The organism is Hyphococcus sp. (assembly GCF_965228385.1).
Classification (GTDB): Bacteria; Pseudomonadota; Alphaproteobacteria; order Caulobacterales; family Parvularculaceae; genus Hyphococcus.
Genome location: NZ_OZ245810.1, coordinates 3,692,653 through 3,717,467, shown reverse-complemented (window position 1 = coordinate 3,717,467; position 24,815 = coordinate 3,692,653). Strand labels below are relative to the sequence as shown.

Genomic DNA, 24,815 nt, shown 5'->3' with positions numbered 1-24,815 from the left:
TCCGCGATATTTTCAATGACCGGATTGCCTGAATAGACGCTGAATAGACGTATGCCGCCGCGAACAGGAGGCAAACAATATCCAGACCGTTTTCTTCATCCTCGCGCGCAATTACCTAGAACTCCAGCAGATCTTCGGGCGCATTTTCATCGGGCGCCGGCGGCGCGGCAATCCGCCACCCGTCGCCGTCATTGCACGCCGCGCCTTCCCATTCGGCTCTTTCCGAGTAGATATTGATCCGCTGACGGAATTTCCGGCACAGAACGGGCCGCCGCATGGGCCCGCCCGCAAGCTCCAGTTCCGAGCCCGGCGCCTTGATCAGCAAATCGCCGAAAACATACCCGCGAATAACATTATCCGCCGCCACCAGCATCCAGTTCTTGTCGCTGACGCGGCCGACCACATCGACGCCGGTGCCGGACGAGAGGACTTCGGCGGCGCGCGCATCCGTGCCCGGCCCGAGCCGAATGTTTGAATTGCGCGTCAGCACGTAAAGGCCCATTTCGGTTTCCACCGTGTGCGCCAGATCGAAATCGCCGCGCGCAGCATCGATGCGCGCCGCGGGATCGCCTTTCAGATTTCCAAGCGCGTAGCCCATGGGCTCGACAACGCCCGTCGCCCGCGAGCCGCGCCACGCCCGGCTTTCTCCCGATCCCATGGCCGCTGTGAACGCCGCCGCAAGGGCGTCGCGGTCCGCGCCGGAAAGCGCAAGATTGACCGGCGCGCCGGCGGCGTAATCGGGAGCGCCGCCGTCAAAGGGGTCCATATCGGACAATGTCGAACACGCGCTGACCGCCGTGAAACCCGCGACAATTAAAATCAACTTTGCTGCAAATTTCATGAAAATTATTCCCTGTGCATGATCGCCGAAAAATACACCGCTATTCTTGCGATAGGCTTGATTGGCGCCAATGCGGCGACAGATTTTTTACCTTTGTTGCACAGTCTGACCAAATTGTGGAGGGCGTTGCATGACGGCGAAACTGTCCGGGTTGGTTCAGTTAATAGAAAATGTTCGCAGCGGCTCGGCGGCGGCGCGCGCGTCGCTGTTGCGCGATCTTCTGGATATTTATCTTGCGCAACCGCAGGCGCTGACGCCGAAAACGCGCGAGGAATTCGGCGCCATTCTCGCCGCATTATACGCGCAAGCCGACGATGCGACGCAACGTGAAATTGCGGAAAGGTTGATCCCCTCGCCTGCGGCGCCGGGCGCCTTGTTGGCGGCCCTCGCCGCAAGCGGCCTGCACATCGCCGCGCCGAGCCTGCGCGCAGGCGCCGCCTTCACCGACCGGGCGCTCATCGAGGTGATCAAGACCGGCGGCGAAGAGCGCCGCTGCGCCATCGCCCAGCGCAAACAGATTTCCGAGGACGTGGCCGAGGCGCTCGCCGTTCATGGCGAGACGCCCGCGCTGGTCATGCTGGTCAGGAACCAGGCCGCCGCCATCACGCCCGGCGCCATGAGCCGCCTCGTCGCCGCCGCCCGGCGCAAGACCGAGCTGCAAAAACCGCTGACCGAGCGATTCGACCTGCCGCCGCATCTGCTGATCCGCATGTTCTTTTTTATTGCAGCGCCGCTGCGCCGCGAAATTCTGGCGCGCGCCGAGGCCATCGACCCCTCGCTTGTCCGCGACGCCATGGACGCCATCCGCGACGCCCTGTTGACGCCCGGCGACGAAGACAGCGCGGAAGTCAGCGATGCGCGCCGCGTTGTCGAGGAACGCGCCGCACAGGCGCAGATCGACCAGACGTTTCTCATGGCGTTGATCGAGGCGCGCGAGAACGCCTCCATCCTGTTCGCGCTCGCCTATATCACCGGCGTCGACACGCGCGCTGTCAAAACCATGTTTAAAGACGCAACCCTGGAAGCGCTGGCCGTCGCCTGCCGCGCCAGCGCCCTGTCGCGCGAGACCTTCGCCGCACTGGCGGCGTCGCTTTCCAGCGCGCCGCACAACGGAAACGCCCGCGCGCCGGTCATGCTCGATATGTATGAGAAAATTTCTCCTGAAATCGCGGAAAAACTGATGCGGTTCTGGCGGTTGCGCGCGCGCGCCGCCGCGGACGCGGCGAAAATCGCGTCGCTCCTGCACGGCGTTGAAGGCGTATCCGCGCAAGCCGGTTAAGCGCGCGGCGCCAATCACGCGCCGCCTCAGGCCCTAATCCAGAAACGCCCGGCCCTCGCGATCCTCAATTTCGACGATCCACAGATCGGGATCGATCGCGGTTTCCCTTGCCAGCCATGCGTCGATCTTCTCTTCCATATCTTCCGTCTGCTGATCGCTTTCAAACGGCTCGCGCCAGACCGCATTGCCGTCCATGTCGCGGCTCTGGGTGTAAAGCCGCGCGTCGCCGCGCGCGATATAGACCTTCACCGCCACGGCGCCGGCGTCAGGATCGCCCCGGCGCACGATGGTTGCAAAGGCGCCAGCGCCTTGCGCACGGCGCAGATGCGCCGAGACGCGGATTTCGGTTTTCAGGCGCGGTTCGGTCATGATATTTCGGCGATAGCTTCGGATAATTCCGACCACTCCGGAAACCGAGCGGATAATTTTTTTAACGCCGAAATGTCATTTTCCGTCTCATATAAATAATATTCTATTTTCAGCTTTATGCTTTCATACGTGGTGAGCGCTGATAGCGCTTGGCTTTTCTTCCAGCTTTCATAGAATGTGAAAACCCCATCGTACCTAATATTGCTTTCGAGGAACATTCGCCAGATTTCCGGAGAGTCGTAAATTTTCTGCGGCATAAAAAACCAGTCGGCATATTCAAATGAAATCACTTCAGCGTTTTTAACGATTGCTTTCCAGGCTTTAAGATAGTCGTCAGTCTGCGATTGCGCGCCTAGAGCACAAGCGAGCGCTCGTTTTTCCGTATCAGCCCGCAGCCGTTGCGCTATTACAATTGCCTTGTTTGTTTCATTGCGGGCCAAAGCTTCAAACACTTCCCATTCGATGTCATTTTTTTCATACAACGGGACATAGTCGGCTTCTGTTATAAGTTGTCGAATCCACTCATTGTCTCCAGCAGCGTGCCGATCCTTCGGGTCTATTACCAGAGCCCTATCTGAATTTTTGATTGCACTTTCGAGATCGCCGAAATTTAATTGCATACTCGCAATTTCACGAAAAGCAGCAGCGTTTTCGGGGTCCAGCTTTAAACACTTTGTGTACTCTTCAATGGCGGCAAGCGGTGCATTATTAAAATCGTGAACATCCCCCGCCACATAATAACAGTCGGCTAACAAATTTTTTTCATCTTCCGATACAACCAAGCGATATTGAAGGGCAGGCTGAAACTGATCCCAATACCAATCAAAGCCCTGGGCATGCGTTCGTCCAACGCCTTCTTCACTCACAAAGTCAAGCAGCTGTTCTGAAGTGTCGAATTGCAGGGGCATGGTGGAACTCCAACCTGGCGACAGGTTTTTTCTCACTACTTTTCTTGCACCATTGAGAAAAAAGCGAAATAGTGTAATTCGTAATATCTGCACAATCGGGCGCATTACCCATGGCGAAAAATCCGGACCGCAAAACGCTGACGGAACTTGAAGGCGCCGCGCTCGCCTTCATCACGCGGCGGGGGCCGTGCACGTCCTATGCGGTGAAAGAGGCGTTTCGCACCTCGCCGTCGGAGTTCTGGTCCGGCAGCGCCGGCGCCGTCTATCCCCTCATGAAACGACTCGAGGCGCGCAAGCTTGTGGAATCGCGCGCCGATGAGTCAGACGGGCGGGCGCGGCGAGAATTTTCCACCACCCGCGCCGGGCGCGAGGCGCTGAGGGCCTGGCTCACCGATTCGACCCGCGCCGCGGGGCTCGGTTTCGATCCATTGCGCACGAGGCTTTTCTTTTCCGATCTCATGCCGGACGCTGCGCGGCGCCGCTTCATTGAGGAAACCCGGGAAAAAATGGAGGCGGCGGATCCCGCCCCGCCGGCGGCGGATCTCGAATATGGTGAAATGCTGCACCAGACGTGGACTGGACTGCGGATCAAAGCGCTGAAAAGCTTCGCCGCCGCATTAAAAAAGTAATCTTCAGCATTAGCGCATACAACAACGCTGCAGCGCTTTCGCGGCGCCCTGAATACGCCTAGACAGGCCGCGCGCATATTTTTTTCAAGACGGTCCTCAATGGCGAAAACAATCCGCACCCTGTCGGCGCTGCTTGTCGCGGCCTTTATCCTGATCGCCGGGAACGGCCTGCAAGGGACGCTTTTATCCGTACGGGGCGATATTGAAGGCTTTTCGCTGACGCTGATCGGACTTTTGATGTCCGGTTATTTTGCAGGCTTCATCGCCGGGTGCCGCTACGCGCCGCAAATGGTTAAGCGCGTCGGGCATATCCGCGCCTTTACCGCGCTCGCGTCCATCGCATCGGCGTCGGCGCTGACGCATATTCTCGCCATCGACGCTGTCTTCTGGGTGATCCTGCGCGCCATCACCGGCTTTTGCGTCGCCGGTCTTTACATGATCCTGGAAAGCTGGATCAACGAGACGGCGACCAATGAAAACCGCGGCCGGGTGTTGTCCGTCTACCGGATGACGGATCTCAGCGCCGCCACCATCGGCCAGATGCTGCTGGCGGTGGGCGATCCGTCGGGCTTTGCGCTGTTCGCGGTGGTTTCGATTCTGATTTCGCTGGCGCTGGTGCCGGTGGCGACCACCAGCGCCGCCGCGCCGCGCCCGATCTCCAACGCCACGCTGAATATCGGCAAAATTTTCCGCATCTCGCCGCTGGCGGCGGTTGGCTGTATCGCGGTCGGCGCGGCGAACGGCGCGTTCTGGGCGATCGGCGCCGTCTATGTGCAGCGGCTCGGCTATGACATCACGACCGTCGCCCTGTTCATGAGTTCGGCGGTTATCGCCGGCGCCGTTTCGCAATGGCCGCTGGGCCTATTGTCTGATCAGGTGGACCGGCGCGTTATCATTATCGCCGTTGCGGCGGCCTGCGCCGTGTCGAGCGCCATACTGGCGCTGACTGGCGGACTTTCCGTCTTTATGCTGATCGCCGGCGGCGCTGCATTCGGCTTTTTCGCCATGCCGCAATTCGGGCTTTCCATCGCGCACGCCAATGACCGGGCGGAACCGGATGAATATGTTTCGCTGAACGCCGGTCTGTTACTGCTCTACGGGGCGGGCGCCGTGATCGGTCCCGTCATCGGCCCCGCAATCATGCAGGCGGCGGGACCGCAGGCGCTGTTTTATTATACATCGGTCATTTACTGTGCGTTTGCAATTTACGGCCTGATCCGCCTGGCGCAGCGCGACGCCGTCAGCGAGGAAGACCGGGAAAGTTTTGTCTCCGTACCGCGCACTTCGCCGGGCGTTTTTGAAATGAATCCGAATGCGGAGGAAAATACCGAAGCGACTGCGACAAGCGAGCCGGAAGCCGTGACAAACGCCCCGGCGGAGCGTTAAGCCGCCCCTTGCGCCTAGGCCGCGTGGCGCCCTAGCCGTTCGCGGCGGAATTGCGCGACCCGGTCGAGCTGGCTTTGAATATCGCCGGGGTTTTCGGCGATTCGGGCGTTGGTCATGTCTTTCAGGGATTTCCGCACCGGCAGGACAAAGCGCGCCGTCGTTCCCTCGCCCGGCGACGAAGTAAGCTTTAATGCGCCGCCATGCAGCCGCGCCAGGGTGTGCGCCATGGAAAGACCAAGGCCCGTTCCCTTTGTTCCGCGTACGCCGTTCTTGTGCAAATCCGTGAAACGCTCGCCGAGACGGGCGAGCGCCGTCTGGCTCATGCCGACGCCGGTGTCGGCGACGGCGAATTCAATCAGGCCGTCCTTTTCGCCCACCCGCAGAACGACAGCCCCGCTCGCAGTGAATTTGACCGCATTGTTCAACAGATTGACGAGGATGCGCCGCACCGCGCCTTCGTCGAGCATGGTTTCGGGCAAATCGTCGTCAATCTCGATGCGCAGATCGAGACCGGCGCGCTCCGCATCGCCGCGCACCATCTCCGCCGCGGTCCGGGCGAGCGGCGCCGGCGCGGCAAGCGCCGGGCGCAATTCGTACCGGCCGGCGTCAAGCTTTGCGCGGTCGAGAATCGCCGCGATCAACTCGGACGCATGCCCGCCGGTGGCGTGGATGAGATCGGCGTATTCTTTATATTTATCATGGCCGATGGGGCCGAAGCTTTCCGCGCGCATGGCCTCGGCGAATTGCACGATGGCGTTCAGCGGAGTTTTCAGCTCATGCGCAAGATCGGCGAGCATGTCCGCGTCGGGGGCGGCGGGCTGTGGGCGCGATGCGTCCTGCGTATCGGATGCGTTGGAGCGTGCGCGAGACGCCCGCAGCGCCGCAAGCTCCGGACCGCGGTCGCGCAACAGGGCGCTGAGCGCATTGCCGTCGGTGACGAAGGCGATTTCAGCAAATACCGGTCCCGCGCCGGGCCGCAACAGCCGGAATTTCAGCCGCTGCGCCGGCGCGCCGCCAGGGGCCGCCACGGCTCTGGCCATAGTTTCTTTTAACAGCGCGCGATCTTCCCGGCCTGCGAAATCGAAAATCGAGCGGGCGATCAGCCGGTCATCGCCGCCGATCAATTGCTTCGCGCCGGGGCTGGCGGCCAGAATTTCTCCGTCAAAGGCAAGCCGCAGGACCGGATCGCCGGCGCCGGACCGCCATTCGGCGCTGCTTGCGCGGGCCGCGCGGTTCAAAGAGGAAAAAAGGCCGTTCACCATGGCGAACCTGACATGTTGCGCCGCGAGCCGCCCGGAGCGCGGTATCGGGGCGCGGGATCGGGGCGCGGGGAATCAATTCGTTAACGCCCGTTCACCATGGGCTAATTCCCGTTAATAAAAGATAAACCGCCGGTTGGCGCGCCCCTCTCAGGTCAAAAGCGCCCGAATACGCCGCGGCCCTGCGGTTCCGGCGGTTCAAGATTGAAGTTTTTTAAGTCCGCCGCGTTAAAAAATCAGCCTTTAGTGCGCCCGGACCGGTCGAATTTGATAATAATTTGGTTAAGGTGATGAGCGCTGTGTTAATGGGTAAGGCGATATCGTGGCGGACGCTGTTAGCGCCGTCATTTCCGGGAGTAAAAATGTCTCAGTCGCGTTTGATAAAGGGGCCGCGTCAATTGTCCAAATCACTGAAATCAAAGAAAAGCCGGCGCCGTTTGCGTCCTGCGGCGGCGATCACCGCGCTTGTCGCCGGTCTCGCCGCCTCCGCCGTTTCGGCTGATACGCTGGCTCAGCCCAAAGACAACACGCTTGAGCGGGCGGCGGCGAACTATATCCGTTTCCGCGAAGACGTCGCCGCGCTTGAAGCGATCCCTTTCACCAATGAGGAAGTCACCCGCGAAGCGCATCGCCGCCTTTCCTCGCACGACACCAAGTCGCTGTCGGATGGCTGGGTCGCCTATGCGGCGCTTGTCGCCGCTGATTCGCCGGCGTTCGCAGAAGCCATTCAGGAACAGATCAAGATAAAATCGAACCGGCGCAAAGGCGTCATCGGCGGGGTCGACGGGCTGATGGCGAATGTCGCCGCCGACCCGACATTCCTGCGCAATTTGCCGGGCGCGCAGGAAGCGGTGAATTCCATTGTGGCCATGACCGTGCAGGACGGCGCGCGCATCACTGAACTGGGCGAGGCGTTCAAGACGCAGGCCTACGCCATGCAGAAAACCAGCTGGGGTAAAAAACGGATTTCCCCGCCGCAATCGCGTCTCGATGAAGCGGCGACCTATTTCCGCAGCCGCGCCAAACCGGCGACGCCGATTTTCGAACGCGCCGTGGATGAAGGCGTCGCGCCGCCGGCGCTCGCCAGCGCCAAGGCGGAATGGGCCGCCGACTGGGGCGCCGAAGGCGGCCAGGGACGCATCACCGAGAAAACCGCCGAAGCGGTGATCGACCGGATTCTGAATCTCGCGGCGCGCTATTCCACCGACGCGCTGAACCCCCGCCTTGTGGAAGTCTATTCGCAGAACACGAAATCGGAGCGGTGTCTGTCCATGGCGAAGCTGACGCTGGACCAGTGCATCGCCGCAACGCGCACGCCTTATGAAGAAGCGTTTTGCCTCGGCGAGCACGGCCTGAAAGACGTCGCGACCTGCAATGGCTGGATCGCCGATGCAGGCGCGAGTTAGCGCCGGGCACGCCCCCGCAAACATGTCTTCCAAAAAAGCCGCCGCAAAGGCGGCTTTTTTAACGCCGTCGCGAATTATGAAATTTGGAACGACGCCGGGGCGGTCCGTGTTGTTTTGATGTCCTCAAATATTCATCAAGCGCCCAGGCAAGTCGCCCGGCGCGCAACAAACACGGAGGAAAACCATGAAAATCAGCGAAGTCATGAGCAAGGACTGTAAATATTGCGGACCTGACGACGCGGTGACGCAAGCGGCGCAATTAATGGCCAGCGAAGATTTCGGCGCTGTGCCGATTGCAAAAAACGATCATCTTGTGGGCATGCTCACGGATCGCGATATCGTCATCCGCGGCGTTGCGAAAGGGCGCGACGTCACCCGCGTCAAGGCCGGCGAGCTGATGAGCGATAATATGTATTATTGCTATGACGACGAAGACACGAAAGCTGTCGCCGACAATATGGGCGAATTGCAAGTGCGCCGCTTGCCTGTCGTCAATCGCGACAAAAGGCTGGTTGGCATCGTGTCGTTGGGCGATTTGTCCACGGAAGCAAAACAGCGCCACGCCGGTGAAGCACTGAGAGAAATTTCCGAACCGGCGCATTAAAACGATGACCGCCGGATATGCCGAACGCCGCCGGATGGCGGACTTTATCGGCGAACGTCTTGATCACCCCCGGGTGGTCGAGGCGATGGCGGCGACGCCGCGTGAGGAATTCCTGCCGGATGATCTGCGCGCCTGCGCCTATGAAGACGCCGCTTTGCCAATCGGCGAGGATCAGACAATATCGCAGCCATTTGTTGTCGCGCGCATGATTGCGCTCGCTGATCCTTGTGCTGATGATATTGCCCTGGAGGTGGGCGCAGGCTCAGGTTATGCGGCGGCAGTGCTTGCGCGTTTATGCGCGCGCGTATTTGCGATTGAACGCAATGCGCGGCTCGCACACACAGCACAGCAAACGTTGTCGCGTCTTGGCGTTGACAATGTCAGCGTGGTTCATGGCGACGGGACGCGCGGACTGGAAGACGCGGGACCGTTCAACGTTATCATTGTTTCTGCGGGCGGACAGGACATTCCCGGCGCTTTGCGACGCCAGCTCGCCATCGGCGGAAGGCTTGTCATGCCCGTAAGCGCCGGCGAAACGCAGATTCTGACGCGCCTCAAGCGCAATAGCGATGATGATTTCGCGCGCGAGACATATGAGCGCGTGATGTTCGTGCCGCTGGTGGCGGACCGCCCGCCCGGTGCATGAAGCTAGTCTTGCGCCCGCGCTTTTTCCTCCACGCGAGCGAGTCCTTTGCCGAGACGCTCCAGATGAATAACGTTTGGATGGAGATCGCGGTCTTCCGCAATTTCGATGGCGCGCGCATATTCGCTGACAGCGCGATCAAATGCGCCGTTGTTTTCAAAAGTCTGTGCGGCGAACGCGGCGATATGCGGACTGTCAGGGTAAATCATGATCAGCCGCTCAATCAGCGTTTCGGCGGCTGCGTTGTGCTCTGCGGCTGAAAGCCGGATGGCGGCGACGCCGAAATCGAACCAGGACGGGTGAAAGCGATAGCCAAGCGCCGCCTCTTTTTCTTCAAACCATGCATCAACGCCCGCGGCGCTGTCTTGCTCGGCGCGCGCCGTCATCTCTTCCACAAAGCCCCAGGCGGGAAACAGCGCCATGAACGCATCGTGCATGCCCGATACGAAGTTTTTAAAATGATCCGTCTTCGGTGTAATATCGAATGTCCATTCAAGCGTTTCCGGCGCTCTTTCCGCGAAAATCTCCGCCAGCGCCGCGCCGGACGGCGTCGTCGGACCGCCGTCGCCCTCTCCCGGCGCCATATAGACGAACTGGCCGGCGGCCTTGTCGCCGTCAAAAAACGCTTCCGCCTCCTCGAACAGGACCCGGTCCGACATCCATGCGCTGGCGCTGAGCGCAATATAGGCGTCAAACAGATCCGGCTTTGAAAAAAGCGCATGCAGGGCGATGACGCCGCCAAATGAATGGCCGATGAAAATGCGCTCGCCGCTCGCCGGATAGGCGTCTTCCACTGCGGCAATCCATTCCGCTTCTACAAATTCGAGAAATGCGTCCGCGCCGCCGGTGTCCTCGAAATTCGGATCGGGCCGGGGAATGAAATCGCGATTACGATTGATATTGCGCGCGCCCGTGACGATCACGTTCGGATAAATCTCGTTATCCATCATGTAATCGAGATAGCTGGCGACGAGTTCGAAATTCCATTCGCCGTCCGGCACATAGACGACCGGATAGGTCTCGTTTTCATCGAAAACCGGCGGCGTGCGCACGAAGATTTCACGCGTCTCGCCGAGAATATCTGATTGTATGTCAAAAGCGCTGGTGCGCTCGGCTGAATTATAGGTGTCGGCGGCGGCCGGCGCCGCGGCGATCACGATCAAAAAACAATAACCGGTGATGAATTTGAAAAATCGCATGACGCCCCGCGCGAAACAAAAGAAACCCGCGCCAGCCTAGCGCCATCCGGCCCGGCGCGGATTCCTTTCATCGCGAAAAAGCAACGGCTTGCGGAATCACCGCGCCGCTGCATCAGGTTGGTTCAGCCAGGCTTTTTCATGGTCAGGAGCTGCACCGACATCTGTTCGCCATTGGCGATCAGATTGAGCGTGGTCATCCTGTCGTCCTTGGTGAAACCGATGCGGTGCATTTGCGGCACGGGATTGTCCACAGTTTCTTCGGTCCAGCCTTCGGCGTTCAGGGCCTTGCGCACGTCTTCGATAATCGCATCGGCGCTGTCGCCGGACATCGCCTGGATCATGTATCCGCCGGGCGTCGGCGTTGTCGCCATGATCGACCATTCATCGGACACGGGCACATCGGCGGGAAACCCATCCGGCAGATCTATATTCTGGCCGACCACCGCGCCGCCGAGACCGTTATTGATCTTGACGCTTTTGACCTCGCCCTTGTCGTCGAGCTCCACATCGGCGTCGACGCCGTGGCGCTTGGCCATATCTTCCATCTGTTTCTCGCGCGCTTCCTCACCGCCGCCGCAGGCCGCGAGCAGAACCGCACCCGCGCCGAGCGCTGCGAAAGATAAAACTTTTCTCATGATGTTTGCTCCCCTCGTGTTCGATAAAGCTGATAAACTAGCCTGCGCCGCCCGGCAACGCCAGCTGCCGCCGCCTTTCTGGACGTGACGAAAACTGACGCATTGCTCTTGCCGCCCCCACCCCTTATCTCCGGCCCATGGCCAGTTTTGAAGACATCCGCAATGATTTTGAATTCCTCGACGAATGGGATGATCGCTACAAATATCTCATTGATCTCGGACGCAACCTCGAACCCTATCCGGAAGCGTATCGCGACGACGCTCACAAGGTGCGCGGCTGCGCCAGTCAGGTCTGGCTGCACGCTGAAGCGGACGGCGGCGCTATCGTTCTGCAGGGCGATTCAGACGCGCATATCGTGAAAGGTCTCGTTGCGCTCCTCATGGCGCTGTATTCGGGCAAATCGGCAAACGATATTCTCAATACAGACCCGGAAGCGGAACTGGCGGCGTTCGATCTGACCGATCACTTGACTCCGCAGCGGTCTAACGGTTTGCATTCCATGATCGGGCGCATTCGCGAGATCGCAAAAACACAGGCGGCCTAATTCTTTGGCGCCGCCATAGTATGAGGACCGGAACGTCATGGTATTGAAGACATCCGCCGCGCTGGCGCCCATTGCATTCGTATTTTCAACGGCTGCGGCGTTCGCGCAGGCGCAGCCGGTGACCGCTGACGCCGGTTTCGCCCGGCGCGGCATTACCGAATGTAAAACCGACCTGCATTACCTCAATCAGGTTTCGGGCTGGCAGACCTCATGGCCGGGTCAATGGTCCGGTCTTGTGCGCGCCGGCGCCGGTTTTGAGGACGCCGCTGCGCGATGGGAAGACGCCCCCGAAGCAATCGATACATTTATCGATAACCTTACCCAGGGTATCGAAAACGAACAGACAGCGCCGCACGCGGTTGTATTGCGGGTGCTGCAGCAAACGCGCGATCTTGCGCAGGCGCTGGGAGACCGCGACGCGCGATATTTTTCCGACGCGGACGGCGCGGATGTCTGGAACGAACTTCTGGAAAACGCCATTACGCCCGCCGTGCGCGCGGCGAGCGATTTTCTGGAAAACGATTATCTTCCGTATGCTGCGCAAACACCCGGCCTCTCAGCCATCGAAAATGGCGAAGCCTGTTTTCAAAACACCATCGAATTCTGGACGACGCTTTCCACCGAACCGGCGGAGATTAAAACTATCGGCGCGCGGCTTCTGGAGGATACGCGGCGCGATCTCGTCTCCACCGGTGAAGACGGCGAGACCTTTGACAAGATCATGACGCGGCTCCGGACCGGACAGGAAAATGATAAAACCACGTCTGCTGAATTAATCGCGCTTTCTCAGGCCGCGCTGGACCGGGCGCATGAACACGTCACAAAGGCGTTCTCCAAATCGGCGCCGCACCGGGTTGTGGTGGAAACCATGGCGGCGCATCTGCAGGACTCCGCGCCGGCCGGATATTACAATCCGCCCGGTGAAAACGGTACAGCCGCCTATATCATCAATCCGGCCCGCCCCGGCGAGCGCCGGCTGATGGCGGAGGTCATCGCCTTTCACGAGGGCGTGCCGGGCCATCATCTGTTTTTCGATTATCCCCGCGAGGTTGAAAGCGAAGGCTTTAATGCGGGATTGCTGGAGGGCTGGGCGCTTTATTCAGAATATGTCGCCGATGAGATCGGGCTTTATTCATCGACGCTCGACCGGCAGGGCATGATGGCCAAACATCTCTGGGCGGCGAGCCGGCTGATCATCGAGCCGGGCCTGCATCTGGAAGGCTGGTCGCGTGAAGAGGCTGTTGCATTCATGCTGGACAATACGCTGATGTCGCGCGCCGAAGCCGAGATCGAAGTCGATCGCTATATCGCCATGCCGGGACAATCGCTCAGCTACATGCTCGGCGCCGACTTCATCATGTCGGAACGGGAAACAGCGCGCGCCGCGCTTGGCGAAGCGTTCGACATCAAGGCGTTTCACGACGCCGTACTGCTGCCCGGCGTACGCCCCTTGCCGCAATTGCGAGAGGATATCCGTGCGTGGACGGAGAAACAGGCGGGCTAGAACCATACCCGGCTGAAAAAGCTTCAGCTTCTTTTGCGGCAAAAAACCCTCTCATCCGGAGACGGCCTTCGGTCAATGCGAAGAATCAATGGTTGAACGGCGTTGAGGGTTGTGTTTGCGATGTTCGGATAAGCTTAAAACGTTCCGCTGAAAGTCAGTTCTATGCCGCCGCCATTTTGCGTATCGCGCACTTCGCGAAAGAGCGGCATATTGAACGCGCGCGAGCCGTCGAAGACCGTGCGGTCGCGCCGGCTCGTGACATTGACGATGTCGTTGACGGCAAGATGAATTTTCACGCCCTTGAGCGCCGTCGTCTCGATAAAGGCGTCCACTTCCGTATCTCTTGAGAATATGGAGACCTCATCGAGACCGAAACCGGACTCATCCCCCGCGCCGCCGACGCCCCACCCCCAGCTAATTTTGTGAGCCGGCAAATCCTGACGGAAATCCACATTGAAAAAATACGGTTCAAAAAACGAAAAGTCCCGGTCAAATCCCGTCACCGGATCGGTGACAGACGTTTCGCGCGCCGTAAAGCTTGATTCAAGGCGGGCATTGGTCAGCCCCAGGGCGTCCAGCGGCATCGTCAGGTCCAGCGTTGCGCCCCAGATCGTCCCGTCGCCGATATTGCCCGGCACCTCGATCACGCCGCCGATGGGCAAGAGATCTTCAACATCCTGAATGTAGTTGTAAAACCCTGTCAGTTCGACCACCCCGATTTCGCCGAAACGCTGTTCTATGGCGGTCTCAAACGCCCAGGTGCGCTGCGGCTGCAGATCGGGATTGCCGAAATCCACATCTTCGTCGTCGAAATTCACGGAACTGACGAATTCGTCGAAAGAAAGCTGGTTGACCCGCCGCTCCACCGACGCGCGCAATTGCGTTTTCGGCGCGACATTATAGGTCAGCGCAAGCGACGGCTTGGGATACGTAAAGAAGCGCGAATTCGCATTATCGCCTGACTGCGAAATGCGTGAGAATTCAAACCTGAAACCGAGATCGACGGTCAGGTCAGGCGCGGCGCGCCAGCTATCGGTGATAAAGGGCTCGCCGCGAATTTCCGACACCCGCGTATTGGCGCCGTTCAGCATAACAGGCGCCAGCGGGTCCGCGCCGGTTGCGGCCAGTAGCTCAGCTTCGCTGTCGATGAAGTTGCTCGCTACTTCGCCGCCGAACTGCACGGCGTGACCCGTCCAGCCGCCCCAGTCGAACTCAATGCGCCCGATGGTTTCACCGGATGTTTCATCGGACAAAAACACCGAACGGCGCGGCCCCATGGGCGCCGAAGGCGCAGGCGCGAATGCGAAGGCGCTTTCGAAACTTTCAAACTCGCGTCCGTAAAGCGCGATGAGTTTGACGCCGAATTGATCCGTAAACTTATGTTCGTAATCGGCGCCCAGCTCATATTCAAAATTCTCAAGCGGAAAGTCGAAAAACGCCATATCCGGGCCGCCCATGGCCGCAAAGCGCGTCTCGTCAATCGATTCGCGGTATTTGAAATATTGCGTTTCAAAACTGAACCGCGCCGTATCGCCGTTCAGAAAGGATTTCTCAAGCTTGAGATTGGCGCTCCCGCCCTGCTCGCGAAAGGCGCCGTCGCGCCGTCTCGTTTCATCCGGCCCGGAAAAGCGCGTGATTGTTTCATCGGAATTGAATCGCAAAGACGTGCCGAAAACGCTAGCGCCCAGCGTATATTCAACGGTTCCCGCCCGCCCGAGATATGAAATTTCCGCGCTCGGGCGAAGCCCGCCATTGGGCCGGCGTTTCACCAGCGTAAACTCCCACGGCGACGGGCTGACGCTATCGGGCCCCTGCTTGCGCACAACATTGACGACAACCGGCTGACCGCCCACATCGAGCCCGCCGGCGCCGCCGCGAATAAGCTCAATGCGATCGACATTTGCGGCGCCGATGCGCCCGAGCGTATCGAAAATATCCGCCGACTTTGTGCTTGGCCGCTGGGCGTCAATCAGCACATTGCCCGCCGCGCCGCCAAAGCCGCGCACATCGTCGCCCTCGTCAATGGAAAAACCGGGAACCCGCTCCACCATGTCGAGCGCCGTGACCGGATTAAACTGGTCGAAAAATCCGGGCAGATAAATAACCCGTCCGGCAATCACGCAGGTCTGCTCGCCTTCAGCGCATGTCTGGGCGACGAACGCGCCGGCGTCTGTTGCGTCTTGCGCAAATACCGGCGCAAGCAGCGGGAAAGCGGCGGCGGACGCGAAGAATGCAGCGCGAAGACACCGCCGCGGCAACGGAAGACGAACTACACTCATTAAACCCCTCTACGCGAACAATCCCGCTTTACCCGCATGCCTGCATATTGTGACAGGTGTCGCAGATTATTGAAGCTATTCGGAATAAATGAAAACCGCAGCGCCGATAAGACGAGCCAATTCCGGGTTAAGTTGAATGCGCGCGGTGCGTAGATTTTGTATGCGGCGCAACACGTTTACCGTCGCGTTTTGCTCGCACACCGCCGCGCCGGCATGACGCCCGCGTCCTTTAAGGATGCGATGCGCTCGCGCAGACGTTTTTCCATGTAGTCCAGTTGAATTTCGATGATCGGACTGTCGCGGCTGTCCTCCACATTGATGCACGCATGCGAGACAGTGGAGCGATCGCGATCAAACTCTTCGGAGACTTCATTCAGCGACAAGCGCCCGACCACATGGGCGAGATACATCGCCGTCTGGCGTGCGCGCGCCACGCACACATCGCCGCGGTCGGGTCTGGTCAGCTCGGCGTGAGCCAATCCAAATGCTTCGCAGGCTATCTCTTTTGACATACGCGCCAGCAGCCTCGCATTCCGGCGCGCAACACGATCCGATTTCTTCGGCATGCCGCCCCTCCCTCAACGCCCGGCGCCTTCTGGCGCGGACTTCAGGGAATAACGATAAGAGCGGCGAACGCCTTGAGGATAAGTTTAAGGGTCTGGTTTATGCGCGATTAAGCAGTTTACCGTTAACGCTGTCAGCGCACGATCATGCGAGAAAAGACAGTATAAGGACCAAAGCCAGCAAAACCGCTGTCCACAGCGCCATAAAACCAATAGGCCATGAGCGCGACATCTGCCCTTCGGGCCCGTGAACAAGGTAAATGCGTTCCATTATCGCTTGTATATGGCCGGTGAAAATCCCCCATAGGGCGTTCCATGTTGCGCGCGACGCACCAGTTACCCAGCCCAGGAAAGCCCTGCCCGGCACGCGCCAGAACCAGTCCGTATCGAGATTTGTGGACGGGATTTCCGCCGGATACCACCGGATGAGCAGCAAAACGGCGAAGGCGAGGACCGCCCAGAGAAGGAGCTGCAACTGTTCGACAATATGATAGGCCGAATAGGGATGATAACCGGCGATGGCGGCCTGATCCGGCATCAGCGCATAAAGCGGGGCCGGATAAACGCCGATACCGATGCACAGAACCGCCGAAACGCCCATGGCGATCAGCATCGGCATTGGCGCTTCTTTCGGGCGCTTGCCGCTGTCATGGGCGAAAAAAGTAAAGAACGGAATCTTGATGCCCGCATGTTCGAGAACGCCGGCGGAGGCAAATAGCAGCACCAGCCAGATCCAGAACATATGCGCTTCGCCGGCGGCGTTGATGATCAGCCCCTTGGTCACGAAGCCGAGCGTGCCTGGAAATGCTGAAATGGACAGCGCCCCGACGATACACAGCCCCATGGTGATGGGCATGGTCCGGTAAAGCCCGCCAAGCTCGGTTGCTTTCGACGTGCCGGTGCGGAACATGGCCGCGCCAAGCGCCATGAACAGTAACCCCTCAAAGATGATGTTGCCGAAGGCGTAACCCGCCGCCCCGTTGATGGCGCCGAAACCGATGGCGACCACCATGAACCCGACCTGGTTGTTGATGGAGTAGGTCAGAACTTTTCGAAGATCGTTTTCGATGAGCGCAAAGAAAATCGGGAACAGCGTCATCACCGCGCCGATATAGACAAGCTCGATCTGGCCGGGAAAGGCGCGCGCCAGCGAATAGACCGCAAGCTTGGTGGTGAAGATCGAAAGCACAATCGCGCCGGTGATGGTGGATTTGGGATATGAGTCCTGCACCCAGTTATGCAGAAGCGGGAACGCCGATTTGATTCCGAAAGCGAGGAAGATCGCCAGCGCGGAGAATTTGATCGCGCCTTCGCCGTCGCGCAGGCCGATGAAATCAAACGCCAGCGAATTGTTCTCGCGGAAAAGAAGCACGATGCCGCCGAGCAGCAATACGCCCGACAGGATCTGGATCGACAGATAGCGCATGCCCGACAGATATGTAACGCGCGTACCCGGCGCCCAGATGAGGAAGACGGACGTGATCGCCGCCATCTCCCACCAGAAGAACAGCGTGATGAGATCGCCGGCGAGCACTCCGCCGAGACAGGCGGCCGGATAGGCGAGCATGGCGAAATTCTGCGCGCGGTCGCGCTGGCCCCATGCGTAAACAATATTGAGCGCAATCGCGATGTGAAACACCACGGCGAAAATGCGCGAGAGCGGATCGACGCGCACCGTCGTCAACTGTTCGCCGAAAACCGACAGCGCGCCATAATCGCCAATCCCCAGCGCATAGAGCTTGATCGCCGAAAAAGCGGTGACAAGCAGCAGCCACAGGCAGGCGAGATGGCGCGGCAGGGCCAGCACCACGAAAGCGCCGACCGTCAAAATCACGGCGGGGTTGGCGAGAAGAGCGTCGAGGAGCGCCGTCATCTATTCACGCTCCTCGTAATAGTCTTCCTTGCGGCCGACGAGCTTGCGCAAATGCTGGCCCGCAAGAACGATGAACATGAACGCGGCAAACCCCCATACGGCGAAGAATACGCCCCAGTGTTCCTGTTCGAAATGCGGCTTCGGGTTCTGGAACGCCGGGATGAAACCGGCAAGCGCCGCCAGTACGCAGGAGACGATCAGCACGCCGAGAAACGCATTGCGGAAGGACTTCTTGTCGGCCCAGCCGGGTTTGGATGAGTGGTTGTGGTCGGTCATGACGAAATCCCGCTTTCACCTTGCGCCGGAAACAGGTCGATAAAAGGAAAATCCAAAAGAGCCGAAGCAATCATATATACAATCCCAGCCCAACCGATGATCATCAACAATTTAGGCGCATTGAATAGGCCGCTTAAAAGCTTTGGCGGTTGCCATCCGAACCAGATGAACAATGACGTGGCAGCCAAACTCAACACGAAAAAGAACGCAACGACGAACGCTGCAAGAAGAAGATACGATTGGTAGTTACCTGCTTCCATCACTAACCCCCATCCCCGTCCCGGATCATGGACAGTTTATAACGTTCGCCGCTTGTGATGGCCTGTTCCCTCTCCCGCTGGCGGGAGAGGGTTAGGGTGAGGGTGGATGAGGCGACATTGATCGGCGGTGACAAGTTTTCATCATTGCCTCGCCCCTCACCCCCGACCCCTCTCCCTAAGGGAGAGGGGAGCGCAGTCGGCAAGCACAAGAAAAATGCGGCTTCGGGGATGAGCGGTGCTATGTTCATCCCGCACCCCCGATCAGCGGCGTGAGGAACTGGTAAAGCGGGTCGGCGAAGAAAAAGAGCACGAAAGCGCCGGTCGCCGTAAACAGCGGCGGCAGGACGCACAACAGCGGCGCTTCTTTCAAACTCCCCCATTGGATGCCTGCACCGCCCGCCCCTTGCGGTTTGGCGCCCTCTTCCGCCGGGTTCATGTAAAACGCCTGCACGGGAATTGAGAGCAAATAGATCACGTTCAAAATCGACGAGATCATCAGGATAATGATGATAAGCAACTGACCTGCGTCAGCCGCGCCGAGCATCAGGAAAAATTTCGGCCACGACCCGGCGAGCGGCGGCAGGCCGATGATCGACATGGCGCCCAGAAAGAACGCGCCGAAAGTGAACGGCATCACCCGGCCCATCCCGCGCATTTCAGAGACAAGCGTTTTATGATGGGCGACGTACACGGCGCCGGCGCACATGAAGAGCGTCATCTTGCCGAGCGCGTGCGCCGCAATCTGCGTCGCGCCGCCCATGACGCCCATCTGCGTCGCCAGCATAGCCCCGAGCGTCACGTATGAAAGCTGCGACACTGTCGAATAGGCGAGCCGCGCCTTTAAATTGTCCTTGTGCATGGCGATGGCGGAGGCGAGCAGGATCGAGCCCGCCGCAATCCACATAAACGGAATACTGGCGCCGGTATCGCGCAGGAAATCGACGCCGAAAATATAGACGGCGACTTTGAGGATCGAGAAAACGCCCGCTTTCACCACGGCGACGGCGTGCAGGAACGCCGATACCGGCGTCGGCGCCACCATGGCGTTCGGCAGCCACGGGTGCGCCGGCATCAGCGCCGCCTTGCCGATGCCGAAGGCGTAAAGCCCAAGCAGGATACCGGCGATGGGCTCCACCGCTTCGGCGTGGTCGGCCATGATCCCGCCGAGAACGAAATCCGACGTGCCCGTGAGGGCGTAGGTCCAGACGATCGCCGGAAGCAGCAAGCCGATGGACGTCGCCATCAGGACGCCGAGATAAATGCGCCCGCCGCGGCGCGCATCGTCATTGCCCTTGTGCGTCACCAGCGGGAAAGTCGACAGCGTCAGCACTTCGTAGAAGATGAACAGCGTGAACAGGTTCGCCGCGAAAGCGACGCCGACGGCGGCGGAGATCGCCACGGCGAAGGACATGTAAAACCGCGTTTGGTGCTGTTCCTTGCCGCCGCGCATATAGCCGATGGCGTAAACGGAATTCACCGCCCAGAGACCTGAGGCGATGAGCGCGAACATGGCGCCGAGCGGTTCAACCTTAAATGCGATAGGCAACCCGTCGATAACGTCGAACAGTTCGAATTCGGGCCGCGCGCCCCCGGCGACGGCCGCGAAAACGGAAATGGTCAGCGTCAGGAGAATGGCGGCGGTGATGAGCGTCGCGCCCTCACGCAGGTTCGGCGACTTGTCGAGCAGCCATATGGCGATGCAGCCGAGAAGCGGAACGGCGAGCGCTAAAGGAATGGCGAGTTCGGGAGCGATCATGGCGCGCCTCCCGCCGTCAGCATCAGCGCTTCAGCGGCGCGGGCGGCAAGACCCCCGGTCAGGCCTGTGCGCATGCCGAAATAGATATTGGCCAGCACCAGCACCCACATGGGAACCAGCATGGCGAGCGGCGCCTCGTTTTTCGGCACGACATACCGCCCCTCTTCAGCCGGCGCGCGCAGCAGCATCGCCTCCGCGACGCGGCCAAAATACAAAAGCGCGATCAGCGACGAAGCGACGATGAGAAAACCGGCGTACCAGTGACCGGCGGAGAACGCCGCATCGAGCAGGTACCACTTTGAAATGAATCCGACGGTGAGCGGCACGCCGATCAGCGAAAGTCCGCTCAGGATAAACGCCCATGTGGTCACCGGCATGCGCTTGGCGAGACCTGCAAAGGCGTGAATGGAGCTGGAGCCTGCGCGCAGCACAACGCAGGCGACAGCCATGAAGAGGGCGCCCTTCATGAGCGCATGGTTGAAAATGTGAACGAGGCTCGCCGTCAGCCCTTCCACCGTGGCGAACGACAAGCCCAGCAGCATATAGCCGATCTGCCCGACGGACGAGTAAGCGAGCATGCGTTTGACGTCGTCCTGAAAGACGGCGACGAGCGAGGCGACGAACATGCCCGCTAGCCCCAGCGGCAGGAGCACATAGGTGAACGCCGCGCTGATAAACGCAAAATCGAAATTGAAAACCGAAAAGAAAAACCGGATCAGCACATAGACCGCAACCTTGGTCGCCGTCGCCGCCAGAAACGCCGATACGGCTGAGGGCGCATAGGTATAGGCGTTGGGCAGCCATAAATGCATGGGGAACATGGCGAGCTTCAGGCCCATGCCGACGAGGATGAAGGCGAACCCCGCCTGCACCATGCGATTGTCCTGGCCGATCAGGCGCTGGTGCAGGTCCGCCATGTTGAGCGTGCCCGTCGCCTGATACAAAAGACCGATGCCGATCACGAAAAACGTCGCGCCGATGGTGCCCATGACAAGATAGTTGAACGCGGCGGTGAGCGCGCGCCGGTCGCGCCGGGCGCCCATGGCGATGAGCGCATAGGTCGACAGCGATGAAATCTCCAGAAATACGAAAACATTGAACGCGTCGCCGGTGATGGTCACGCCCATCAGTCCGGTCATGCAGATAAGCAGCGCGCCGTAAAACAGCGGCGTCTGCGCCGCGTCGACTTCGGCGCGTACGGAATGATAGGAAAATGCAAACACCAGCGCCGCGATGCCGGAAACAAGAAACAGCACCAGCGCATTGGCGAGATCGACGCGGTATTCGATGCCGAGCGGCGGCGCCCAGTCGCCGAGATGATAGGAAATCATGCCGTCATTGGCGACGACCGCCAGCAGCCAGGCGCTGGCGGCGAATGTCACGCCGCTGACCAGCGAGGCCCACATCCAGGGCAGACGCGGCTTTGGCAACAGCAAGGTCAGGGGCGCCGCTATCAGCGGAATGATGATGGGCAGTACGGGAAGCTGGGCGATCAGGCTCATGACGCCCTCGTCTCGGCGATGTCGCCGAACTCGGCCACATTGTCCATGGTCTCAAGGTCGTCTTCCTCGATCGTGCCGTAGGCCTCGCGGATGCGCACGGCGAGCGCCAGGCCCACCGCCGTCGTGGCGACGCCGACGACAATCGCGGTGAGGATCAGAACATGCGGCAGCGGGTTGGAGTAGATGACTTCGCCGAGGGCGTGATGCGCATCGGGGGCTGCGGCGCCCGCATCGGACCCGTGCGCGCCGGCCACGTCAAAGCCGCCCTGCGCGCCGGCGGGCTCTACGCCTTGCGCGTCATTTAAGATGTCATTGGCGATTTTCGACGTGTCGCCGGCTGGCGCCGCATGCAGCGCTTCGCCGCCCGCGCCCGTTTCAGCGGGCGGGCGCAAGGCGCTGGTGTCGATGGTGTTCTGAATTTTAGACGCCGTATCGGCATCGGCGGGCGCTGCATGCAGCGCATCCGCGGCGCCACCGTCATGACTGGCCGTATCGGCGCCGTGATCGCCGCCATCCGCCGCGCCATGTCCGTCTCCATGACCCTCAGCCGCATGGTCCAGCTCGCCGCCGATATAGATCGGCGCCGTGCCGCCGGCGATTTTGCCGATGGTGATGTAAAAGATGAAAACCGACGTCTGGAAGAGATTCAGCCCGACGACCTTTTTCACAAGGTTGCCGCGCGCATAGACAATATAAAGCCCGGTCATCATCAGCACAATGACGATCCAGTAATTATACCGTTCAAGAATAAATTCGATCCAGGGTTCCATCAACGCCGCCTACCAGTCTTCCTGATCGATGTCCGGCTCGCGGCCTGTAAAATGATAGAAAATCGTCAACATGGTCGAGGCGACCGTCACGCCGACGCCCCACTCCACCAGCAAGATGCCGTAGTGCTGACCGGCGTGATGGGTCGATTCCGGATCAATCTCCGTATACCCCAGAAAATTACCGCCCAGCAGCATGGTCGCAACCCCGGTGCCGGCGTAAAACATCAGGCCCATCACCATGGCGATGGTCAGCGCCTTTTGCGGCATCACTTTTTTCGTTTCCGCAATGCCGAAACAGAATGTGTGCAGAATGAACGCCACGGCGAAGATCACGCCCGCCTGAAATCCGCCGCCGGGGCCGTAATCCCCGTGAAACTGCACATAAAGCGCAAACAGAATGATCGGCGCAAACAACAGCTTTGTCGTCACTTTCAAAATGAGATGATCCATCAGGCGGCCCCGCTCTCATCTTTTTCGACATCGGAAACCTCGCGCCCGCCGCGCACCGAGCCCGCGCCGAGGAGCAGCATGACGGCGACGCCGGCGGTGAAAATCACCATCACTTCGCCCAGCGTGTCAAAGCCGCGATAGCTCGCCAGCACCGCCGTGACGATGTTGGGCACGGCGATGTCGTTGGGCGTTTCTTCCACATAGGCCTGGCCCACATGGGCGTTGGCCGGCGCATTCGGATCGCCGAACGCCGGCATGTCGATGGTCGCATAGATCAGCGCCGCGCCGGCGGCGAGCACCACCGCCAGCGCTACAGGCGCGCGTCCCGCCGATTTCGGTTTTTCGCGCCGCGCCGTCAGCAGCATGCCGCCCAGCATGAGCACGGTGGAAATGCCCGCGCCCACCGCCGCCTCGGTGAAGGCGACATCGACGGCGTCCAGCGAGACGAAAAACGCCGCTGACAGGAGCGAATAGATGCCGGACAGCATGACCACCGCAAACAAGTGGCGTGAGCGGAGCATGGCGATAGCGACCAGCACCAGCATGGTGAGGAGCGACAGGTCCAGCCAGGTCGACGGCGACAGTTCAACGTGAAAGGGCGTCGTCATCGGCCGTCCCCGTCATAACGAAGATCGGGCCCCTGCATCGGCTTGAAGCCGGTGCGCCAGGCGGCGTGGGCGATGGCGTGGGTCGCCACCGGCGACGTCAGAAACAGGAATGCGCCGATAAAGGCGAGTTTCGCCACATGCAGCCAGGTCGGCGATTGCAGCATCATGCCGATGATAATGAGTTCCGCGCCGCCTGTGTCGGTGACGCCCGCCGCATGGATGCGCGAGAAAAAGTCCGGAAAGCGCACGAGGCCGATCGCGCCCGACACAATGGCGATCCCGCCGGTGATCATCAGCGCCCATGAGACGATATCGCGAAGGATATAGAGATCGATCATGACGCCGCCTCCTTGTCCCGCATAGGCTCCAGCGGCGTTTGCTCGAATGGTTCGGCCGGCGCGCCCTTGGGATTGCGGTAGGAGAAAAACCGCAAAATCGCCAGCGTCGCTGTGAAGTTGATCAGCGCATATAAAAGCGCAATATCGAGAAAATCCGGCCGGCCGGTGATGAACCCCATCAGGCCCAGCAACAGGACGGTTTTGGTGCCGAAAGAATTGCCGGCGAGCACCCGGTCATAAAGCGACGGGCCCGCAAAGGCGCGTACAAGCGCTAAAACCATGGCGGCGATGACGGCGGCGATAGCGGCGGCGAACATTATGCAGCGCCTCCGCCTTCGATTTTGGCCACGCGCGCGCCCATATCCGCGATTGCCGCGACATCCGCGAAGTCTTCGCTCAACGCATGGACCAGAATTTCGTTTTCGCGCAGATCGACCGTCACCGTGCCCGGCGTCAGCGTGATGGAATTGGCGAAGGTCGCTTTGCCGACGCTTGATTTTGGCGGGTTGGGCACAAGGAACAGTTTCGGCGACAGTTTCGGCTCTACGGCCAGCGCCTGGCGGATCACGGCCATATTGGCTTTGCCGATCTCACCGCCAAGCCAGATCCAGTATCCGAGAAGACCGGGAAAAAGGCTGGAAGGCACGCTGTCATTGTCGATGATGTTCGCCCGGTGCGCCAGATACGCAGCAAACAGGACCGAGCCTGCGCCGAAAATCAGCAAGAGCGCCTTGTCGAAATAACCCGACAGCAAAAGCCACAGGCCGGCAAGCGCAATAACGAGGATGATCAATCGCCCCATCAGCCCTCTTTCAAGAACCCTGTTCAACACAAGGCCCGCTGGAATTGCGGACCCGACCCGTCATGATTGGCCGTCGCGGCATACGCGAAACTGCGGCGCGGCGCCATTGGACATGCGCCAAACCACCGCGA

27 protein-coding genes are annotated in these 24,815 nt (G+C 59.9%); 8 read left to right on the top strand and 19 right to left on the bottom strand.

Translation table 11 applies throughout. The features are described 5' to 3' along the window. Positions 1-115: 115 nt before the first annotated feature. Positions 116-841: an SH3 domain-containing protein gene (locus tag ACQK2Q_RS17600; protein WP_425411052.1), complete on the bottom strand. Its 726-nt coding sequence runs from the start codon at positions 839-841 to the stop codon at positions 116-118. Positions 842-971: 130 nt separating this feature from the next. Here ACQK2Q_RS17600 and ACQK2Q_RS17595 point away from each other — a divergent pair, with 130 nt between their 5' ends. Next, entirely contained in the window at positions 972-2,120 is a 1,149-nt protein-coding gene (locus ACQK2Q_RS17595) for a DUF2336 domain-containing protein (RefSeq protein WP_425411051.1), read from the top strand. A 33-nt stretch (positions 2,121-2,153) separates the two neighbouring features. Here ACQK2Q_RS17595 and ACQK2Q_RS17590 read toward each other — a convergent pair whose 3' ends face one another. Next, positions 2,154-2,489 carry a DUF1491 family protein gene (locus tag ACQK2Q_RS17590; protein WP_425411050.1) on the bottom strand — a complete coding sequence of 112 codons (336 nt, stop codon included), beginning with the start codon at positions 2,487-2,489 and terminating at the stop codon, positions 2,154-2,156. Then, on the bottom strand, positions 2,486-3,397 hold the full coding sequence (locus ACQK2Q_RS17585) for a hypothetical protein (protein WP_425411049.1): 912 nt from the start codon (positions 3,395-3,397) through the stop codon (positions 2,486-2,488). Before ACQK2Q_RS17585 ends, ACQK2Q_RS17590 begins: the two co-directional genes overlap by 4 nt. Before the next feature lie 110 nt (positions 3,398-3,507). Here ACQK2Q_RS17585 and ACQK2Q_RS17580 point away from each other — a divergent pair, with 110 nt between their 5' ends. Together ACQK2Q_RS17580 and ACQK2Q_RS17575 are read left to right on the top strand one after the other, a co-directional pair. Continuing rightward, the gene (locus ACQK2Q_RS17580) at positions 3,508-4,026 is read left to right on the top strand and encodes a PadR family transcriptional regulator (RefSeq protein WP_425411048.1); all 519 of its coding nucleotides are present in this window, start codon (positions 3,508-3,510) and stop codon (positions 4,024-4,026) included. 99 nt (positions 4,027-4,125) lie between these two features. Next, the gene (locus tag ACQK2Q_RS17575) at positions 4,126-5,412 is read left to right on the top strand and encodes an MFS transporter (RefSeq protein ID WP_425411047.1); all 1,287 of its coding nucleotides are present in this window, start codon (positions 4,126-4,128) and stop codon (positions 5,410-5,412) included. A gap of 14 nt (positions 5,413-5,426) precedes the next feature. On the opposite strand, the gene ACQK2Q_RS17570 is transcribed toward ACQK2Q_RS17575, so the two are convergent. Further along, the gene (locus ACQK2Q_RS17570) at positions 5,427-6,674 is read right to left on the bottom strand and encodes a PAS domain-containing sensor histidine kinase (protein ID WP_425411046.1); all 1,248 of its coding nucleotides are present in this window, start codon (positions 6,672-6,674) and stop codon (positions 5,427-5,429) included. 395 nt (positions 6,675-7,069) lie between these two features. On the opposite strand from ACQK2Q_RS17570, the gene ACQK2Q_RS17565 reads away from it, so the two are divergent. The 3 genes from ACQK2Q_RS17565 to ACQK2Q_RS17555 all read left to right on the top strand — a co-directional run bounded on the left by ACQK2Q_RS17565 (position 7,070) and on the right by ACQK2Q_RS17555 (position 9,327). Then, positions 7,070-8,077: a hypothetical protein gene (locus ACQK2Q_RS17565; protein ID WP_425411045.1), complete on the top strand. Its 1,008-nt coding sequence runs from the start codon at positions 7,070-7,072 to the stop codon at positions 8,075-8,077. A 184-nt stretch (positions 8,078-8,261) separates the two neighbouring features. Continuing rightward, a complete protein-coding gene (locus tag ACQK2Q_RS17560; RefSeq protein WP_425411044.1) occupies positions 8,262-8,681 on the top strand; it encodes a CBS domain-containing protein in 420 nt (139 codons plus the stop codon). Between the two features lie 4 nt (positions 8,682-8,685). Next, entirely contained in the window at positions 8,686-9,327 is a 642-nt protein-coding gene (locus tag ACQK2Q_RS17555) for a protein-L-isoaspartate(D-aspartate) O-methyltransferase (protein WP_425411043.1), read from the top strand. 2 nt (positions 9,328-9,329) lie between these two features. On the opposite strand, the gene ACQK2Q_RS17550 is transcribed toward ACQK2Q_RS17555, so the two are convergent. Beyond that, positions 9,330-10,523 (bottom strand): alpha/beta hydrolase-fold protein, encoded by a 1,194-nt coding sequence (locus ACQK2Q_RS17550; protein WP_425411042.1) that lies wholly within the window; start codon positions 10,521-10,523, stop codon positions 9,330-9,332. A gap of 122 nt (positions 10,524-10,645) precedes the next feature. Beyond that, a complete protein-coding gene (locus ACQK2Q_RS17545; protein WP_425411041.1) occupies positions 10,646-11,158 on the bottom strand; it encodes a hypothetical protein in 513 nt (170 codons plus the stop codon). A 137-nt stretch (positions 11,159-11,295) separates the two neighbouring features. Between ACQK2Q_RS17545 and ACQK2Q_RS17540 the strand changes: the two genes are divergently transcribed. Next, on the top strand, positions 11,296-11,703 hold the full coding sequence (locus ACQK2Q_RS17540) for a SufE family protein (protein WP_425411040.1): 408 nt from the start codon (positions 11,296-11,298) through the stop codon (positions 11,701-11,703). A 37-nt stretch (positions 11,704-11,740) separates the two neighbouring features. Continuing rightward, complete coding sequence (locus tag ACQK2Q_RS17535) at positions 11,741-13,207, top strand: DUF885 domain-containing protein (protein ID WP_425411039.1); 1,467 nt, start codon at positions 11,741-11,743, stop codon at positions 13,205-13,207. Positions 13,208-13,341: 134 nt separating this feature from the next. Here the strand turns inward: ACQK2Q_RS17535 and ACQK2Q_RS17530 are convergent, their stop codons facing one another. The 13 genes from ACQK2Q_RS17530 to ACQK2Q_RS17470 all read right to left on the bottom strand — a co-directional run bounded on the left by ACQK2Q_RS17530 (position 13,342) and on the right by ACQK2Q_RS17470 (position 24,684). Continuing rightward, a complete protein-coding gene (locus tag ACQK2Q_RS17530; protein WP_425411038.1) occupies positions 13,342-15,486 on the bottom strand; it encodes a TonB-dependent receptor plug domain-containing protein in 2,145 nt (714 codons plus the stop codon). A gap of 176 nt (positions 15,487-15,662) precedes the next feature. Next, the gene (locus tag ACQK2Q_RS17525; protein WP_425411037.1) at positions 15,663-16,052 is read right to left on the bottom strand and encodes a helix-turn-helix domain-containing protein; all 390 of its coding nucleotides are present in this window, start codon (positions 16,050-16,052) and stop codon (positions 15,663-15,665) included. Positions 16,053-16,194: 142 nt separating this feature from the next. After that, positions 16,195-17,922 (bottom strand): Na(+)/H(+) antiporter subunit D, encoded by a 1,728-nt coding sequence (locus tag ACQK2Q_RS17520; RefSeq protein WP_425411036.1) that lies wholly within the window; start codon positions 17,920-17,922, stop codon positions 16,195-16,197. Further along, complete coding sequence (locus tag ACQK2Q_RS17515; protein WP_425411035.1) at positions 17,923-18,198, bottom strand: hypothetical protein; 276 nt, start codon at positions 18,196-18,198, stop codon at positions 17,923-17,925. Beyond that, positions 18,195-18,458, bottom strand: a complete 264-nt coding sequence (locus ACQK2Q_RS17510) for a hypothetical protein (RefSeq protein ID WP_425411034.1) — start codon at positions 18,456-18,458, stop codon at positions 18,195-18,197. The genes ACQK2Q_RS17515 and ACQK2Q_RS17510 overlap by 4 nt, the downstream gene beginning before the upstream one ends. Before the next feature lie 244 nt (positions 18,459-18,702). Next, the gene (locus ACQK2Q_RS17505; protein WP_425411033.1) at positions 18,703-20,214 is read right to left on the bottom strand and encodes a proton-conducting transporter membrane subunit; all 1,512 of its coding nucleotides are present in this window, start codon (positions 20,212-20,214) and stop codon (positions 18,703-18,705) included. Next, positions 20,211-21,716: a monovalent cation/H+ antiporter subunit D family protein gene (locus ACQK2Q_RS17500; protein ID WP_425411032.1), complete on the bottom strand. Its 1,506-nt coding sequence runs from the start codon at positions 21,714-21,716 to the stop codon at positions 20,211-20,213. The genes ACQK2Q_RS17505 and ACQK2Q_RS17500 overlap by 4 nt, the downstream gene beginning before the upstream one ends. Next, positions 21,713-22,486, bottom strand: a complete 774-nt coding sequence (locus ACQK2Q_RS17495) for a sodium:proton antiporter (protein WP_425411031.1) — start codon at positions 22,484-22,486, stop codon at positions 21,713-21,715. The genes ACQK2Q_RS17500 and ACQK2Q_RS17495 overlap by 4 nt, the downstream gene beginning before the upstream one ends. 9 nt (positions 22,487-22,495) lie before the next feature. Further along, positions 22,496-22,936, bottom strand: coding sequence for a Na(+)/H(+) antiporter subunit B (locus ACQK2Q_RS17490; protein WP_425411030.1), 441 nt, complete (start codon positions 22,934-22,936; stop codon positions 22,496-22,498). After that, a complete protein-coding gene (locus ACQK2Q_RS17485) occupies positions 22,936-23,544 on the bottom strand; it encodes a DUF4040 domain-containing protein (protein ID WP_425411029.1) in 609 nt (202 codons plus the stop codon). The genes ACQK2Q_RS17490 and ACQK2Q_RS17485 overlap by 1 nt, the downstream gene beginning before the upstream one ends. Next, complete coding sequence (mnhG, locus tag ACQK2Q_RS17480) at positions 23,541-23,882, bottom strand: monovalent cation/H(+) antiporter subunit G (RefSeq protein ID WP_425411028.1); 342 nt, start codon at positions 23,880-23,882, stop codon at positions 23,541-23,543. Before mnhG ends, ACQK2Q_RS17485 begins: the two co-directional genes overlap by 4 nt. Then, positions 23,879-24,199 carry a monovalent cation/H+ antiporter complex subunit F gene (locus tag ACQK2Q_RS17475; RefSeq protein ID WP_425411027.1) on the bottom strand — a complete coding sequence of 107 codons (321 nt, stop codon included), beginning with the start codon at positions 24,197-24,199 and terminating at the stop codon, positions 23,879-23,881. Before ACQK2Q_RS17475 ends, mnhG begins: the two co-directional genes overlap by 4 nt. After that, a complete protein-coding gene (locus tag ACQK2Q_RS17470) occupies positions 24,199-24,684 on the bottom strand; it encodes a Na+/H+ antiporter subunit E (protein ID WP_425411026.1) in 486 nt (161 codons plus the stop codon). The genes ACQK2Q_RS17475 and ACQK2Q_RS17470 overlap by 1 nt, the downstream gene beginning before the upstream one ends. Positions 24,685-24,815: the final 131 nt, after the last annotated feature.

Excerpts from the sequence above, each read along its gene's own strand:
- ACQK2Q_RS17600 (WP_425411052.1), bottom strand. The coding sequence starts at position 841 with ATGAAATTTGCAGCAAAGTTGATTTTAATTGTCGCGGGTTTCACGGCG.
- ACQK2Q_RS17595 (WP_425411051.1), top strand. The coding sequence starts at position 972 with ATGACGGCGAAACTGTCCGGGTTGGTTCAGTTAATAGAAAATGTTCGC.
- ACQK2Q_RS17590 (WP_425411050.1), bottom strand. The coding sequence starts at position 2,489 with ATGACCGAACCGCGCCTGAAAACCGAAATCCGCGTCTCGGCGCATCTG.
- ACQK2Q_RS17585 (WP_425411049.1), bottom strand. The coding sequence starts at position 3,397 with ATGCCCCTGCAATTCGACACTTCAGAACAGCTGCTTGACTTTGTGAGT.
- ACQK2Q_RS17580 (WP_425411048.1), top strand. The coding sequence starts at position 3,508 with ATGGCGAAAAATCCGGACCGCAAAACGCTGACGGAACTTGAAGGCGCC.
- ACQK2Q_RS17575 (WP_425411047.1), top strand. The coding sequence starts at position 4,126 with ATGGCGAAAACAATCCGCACCCTGTCGGCGCTGCTTGTCGCGGCCTTT.
- ACQK2Q_RS17570 (WP_425411046.1), bottom strand. The coding sequence starts at position 6,674 with ATGGTGAACGGCCTTTTTTCCTCTTTGAACCGCGCGGCCCGCGCAAGC.
- ACQK2Q_RS17560 (WP_425411044.1), top strand. The coding sequence starts at position 8,262 with ATGAAAATCAGCGAAGTCATGAGCAAGGACTGTAAATATTGCGGACCT.
- ACQK2Q_RS17555 (WP_425411043.1), top strand. The coding sequence starts at position 8,686 with ATGACCGCCGGATATGCCGAACGCCGCCGGATGGCGGACTTTATCGGC.
- ACQK2Q_RS17550 (WP_425411042.1), bottom strand. The coding sequence starts at position 10,523 with ATGCGATTTTTCAAATTCATCACCGGTTATTGTTTTTTGATCGTGATC.
- ACQK2Q_RS17545 (WP_425411041.1), bottom strand. The coding sequence starts at position 11,158 with ATGAGAAAAGTTTTATCTTTCGCAGCGCTCGGCGCGGGTGCGGTTCTG.
- ACQK2Q_RS17540 (WP_425411040.1), top strand. The coding sequence starts at position 11,296 with ATGGCCAGTTTTGAAGACATCCGCAATGATTTTGAATTCCTCGACGAA.
- ACQK2Q_RS17535 (WP_425411039.1), top strand. The coding sequence starts at position 11,741 with ATGGTATTGAAGACATCCGCCGCGCTGGCGCCCATTGCATTCGTATTT.
- ACQK2Q_RS17530 (WP_425411038.1), bottom strand. The coding sequence starts at position 15,486 with ATGAGTGTAGTTCGTCTTCCGTTGCCGCGGCGGTGTCTTCGCGCTGCA.
- ACQK2Q_RS17525 (WP_425411037.1), bottom strand. The coding sequence starts at position 16,052 with ATGCCGAAGAAATCGGATCGTGTTGCGCGCCGGAATGCGAGGCTGCTG.
- ACQK2Q_RS17520 (WP_425411036.1), bottom strand. The coding sequence starts at position 17,922 with ATGACGGCGCTCCTCGACGCTCTTCTCGCCAACCCCGCCGTGATTTTG.
- ACQK2Q_RS17515 (WP_425411035.1), bottom strand. The coding sequence starts at position 18,198 with ATGACCGACCACAACCACTCATCCAAACCCGGCTGGGCCGACAAGAAG.
- ACQK2Q_RS17510 (WP_425411034.1), bottom strand. The coding sequence starts at position 18,458 with ATGGAAGCAGGTAACTACCAATCGTATCTTCTTCTTGCAGCGTTCGTC.
- ACQK2Q_RS17505 (WP_425411033.1), bottom strand. The coding sequence starts at position 20,214 with ATGATCGCTCCCGAACTCGCCATTCCTTTAGCGCTCGCCGTTCCGCTT.
- ACQK2Q_RS17500 (WP_425411032.1), bottom strand. The coding sequence starts at position 21,716 with ATGAGCCTGATCGCCCAGCTTCCCGTACTGCCCATCATCATTCCGCTG.
- ACQK2Q_RS17495 (WP_425411031.1), bottom strand. The coding sequence starts at position 22,486 with ATGGAACCCTGGATCGAATTTATTCTTGAACGGTATAATTACTGGATC.
- ACQK2Q_RS17490 (WP_425411030.1), bottom strand. The coding sequence starts at position 22,936 with ATGGATCATCTCATTTTGAAAGTGACGACAAAGCTGTTGTTTGCGCCG.
- ACQK2Q_RS17485 (WP_425411029.1), bottom strand. The coding sequence starts at position 23,544 with ATGACGACGCCCTTTCACGTTGAACTGTCGCCGTCGACCTGGCTGGAC.
- mnhG (WP_425411028.1), bottom strand. The coding sequence starts at position 23,882 with ATGATCGATCTCTATATCCTTCGCGATATCGTCTCATGGGCGCTGATG.
- ACQK2Q_RS17475 (WP_425411027.1), bottom strand. The coding sequence starts at position 24,199 with ATGTTCGCCGCCGCTATCGCCGCCGTCATCGCCGCCATGGTTTTAGCG.
- ACQK2Q_RS17470 (WP_425411026.1), bottom strand. The coding sequence starts at position 24,684 with ATGGGGCGATTGATCATCCTCGTTATTGCGCTTGCCGGCCTGTGGCTT.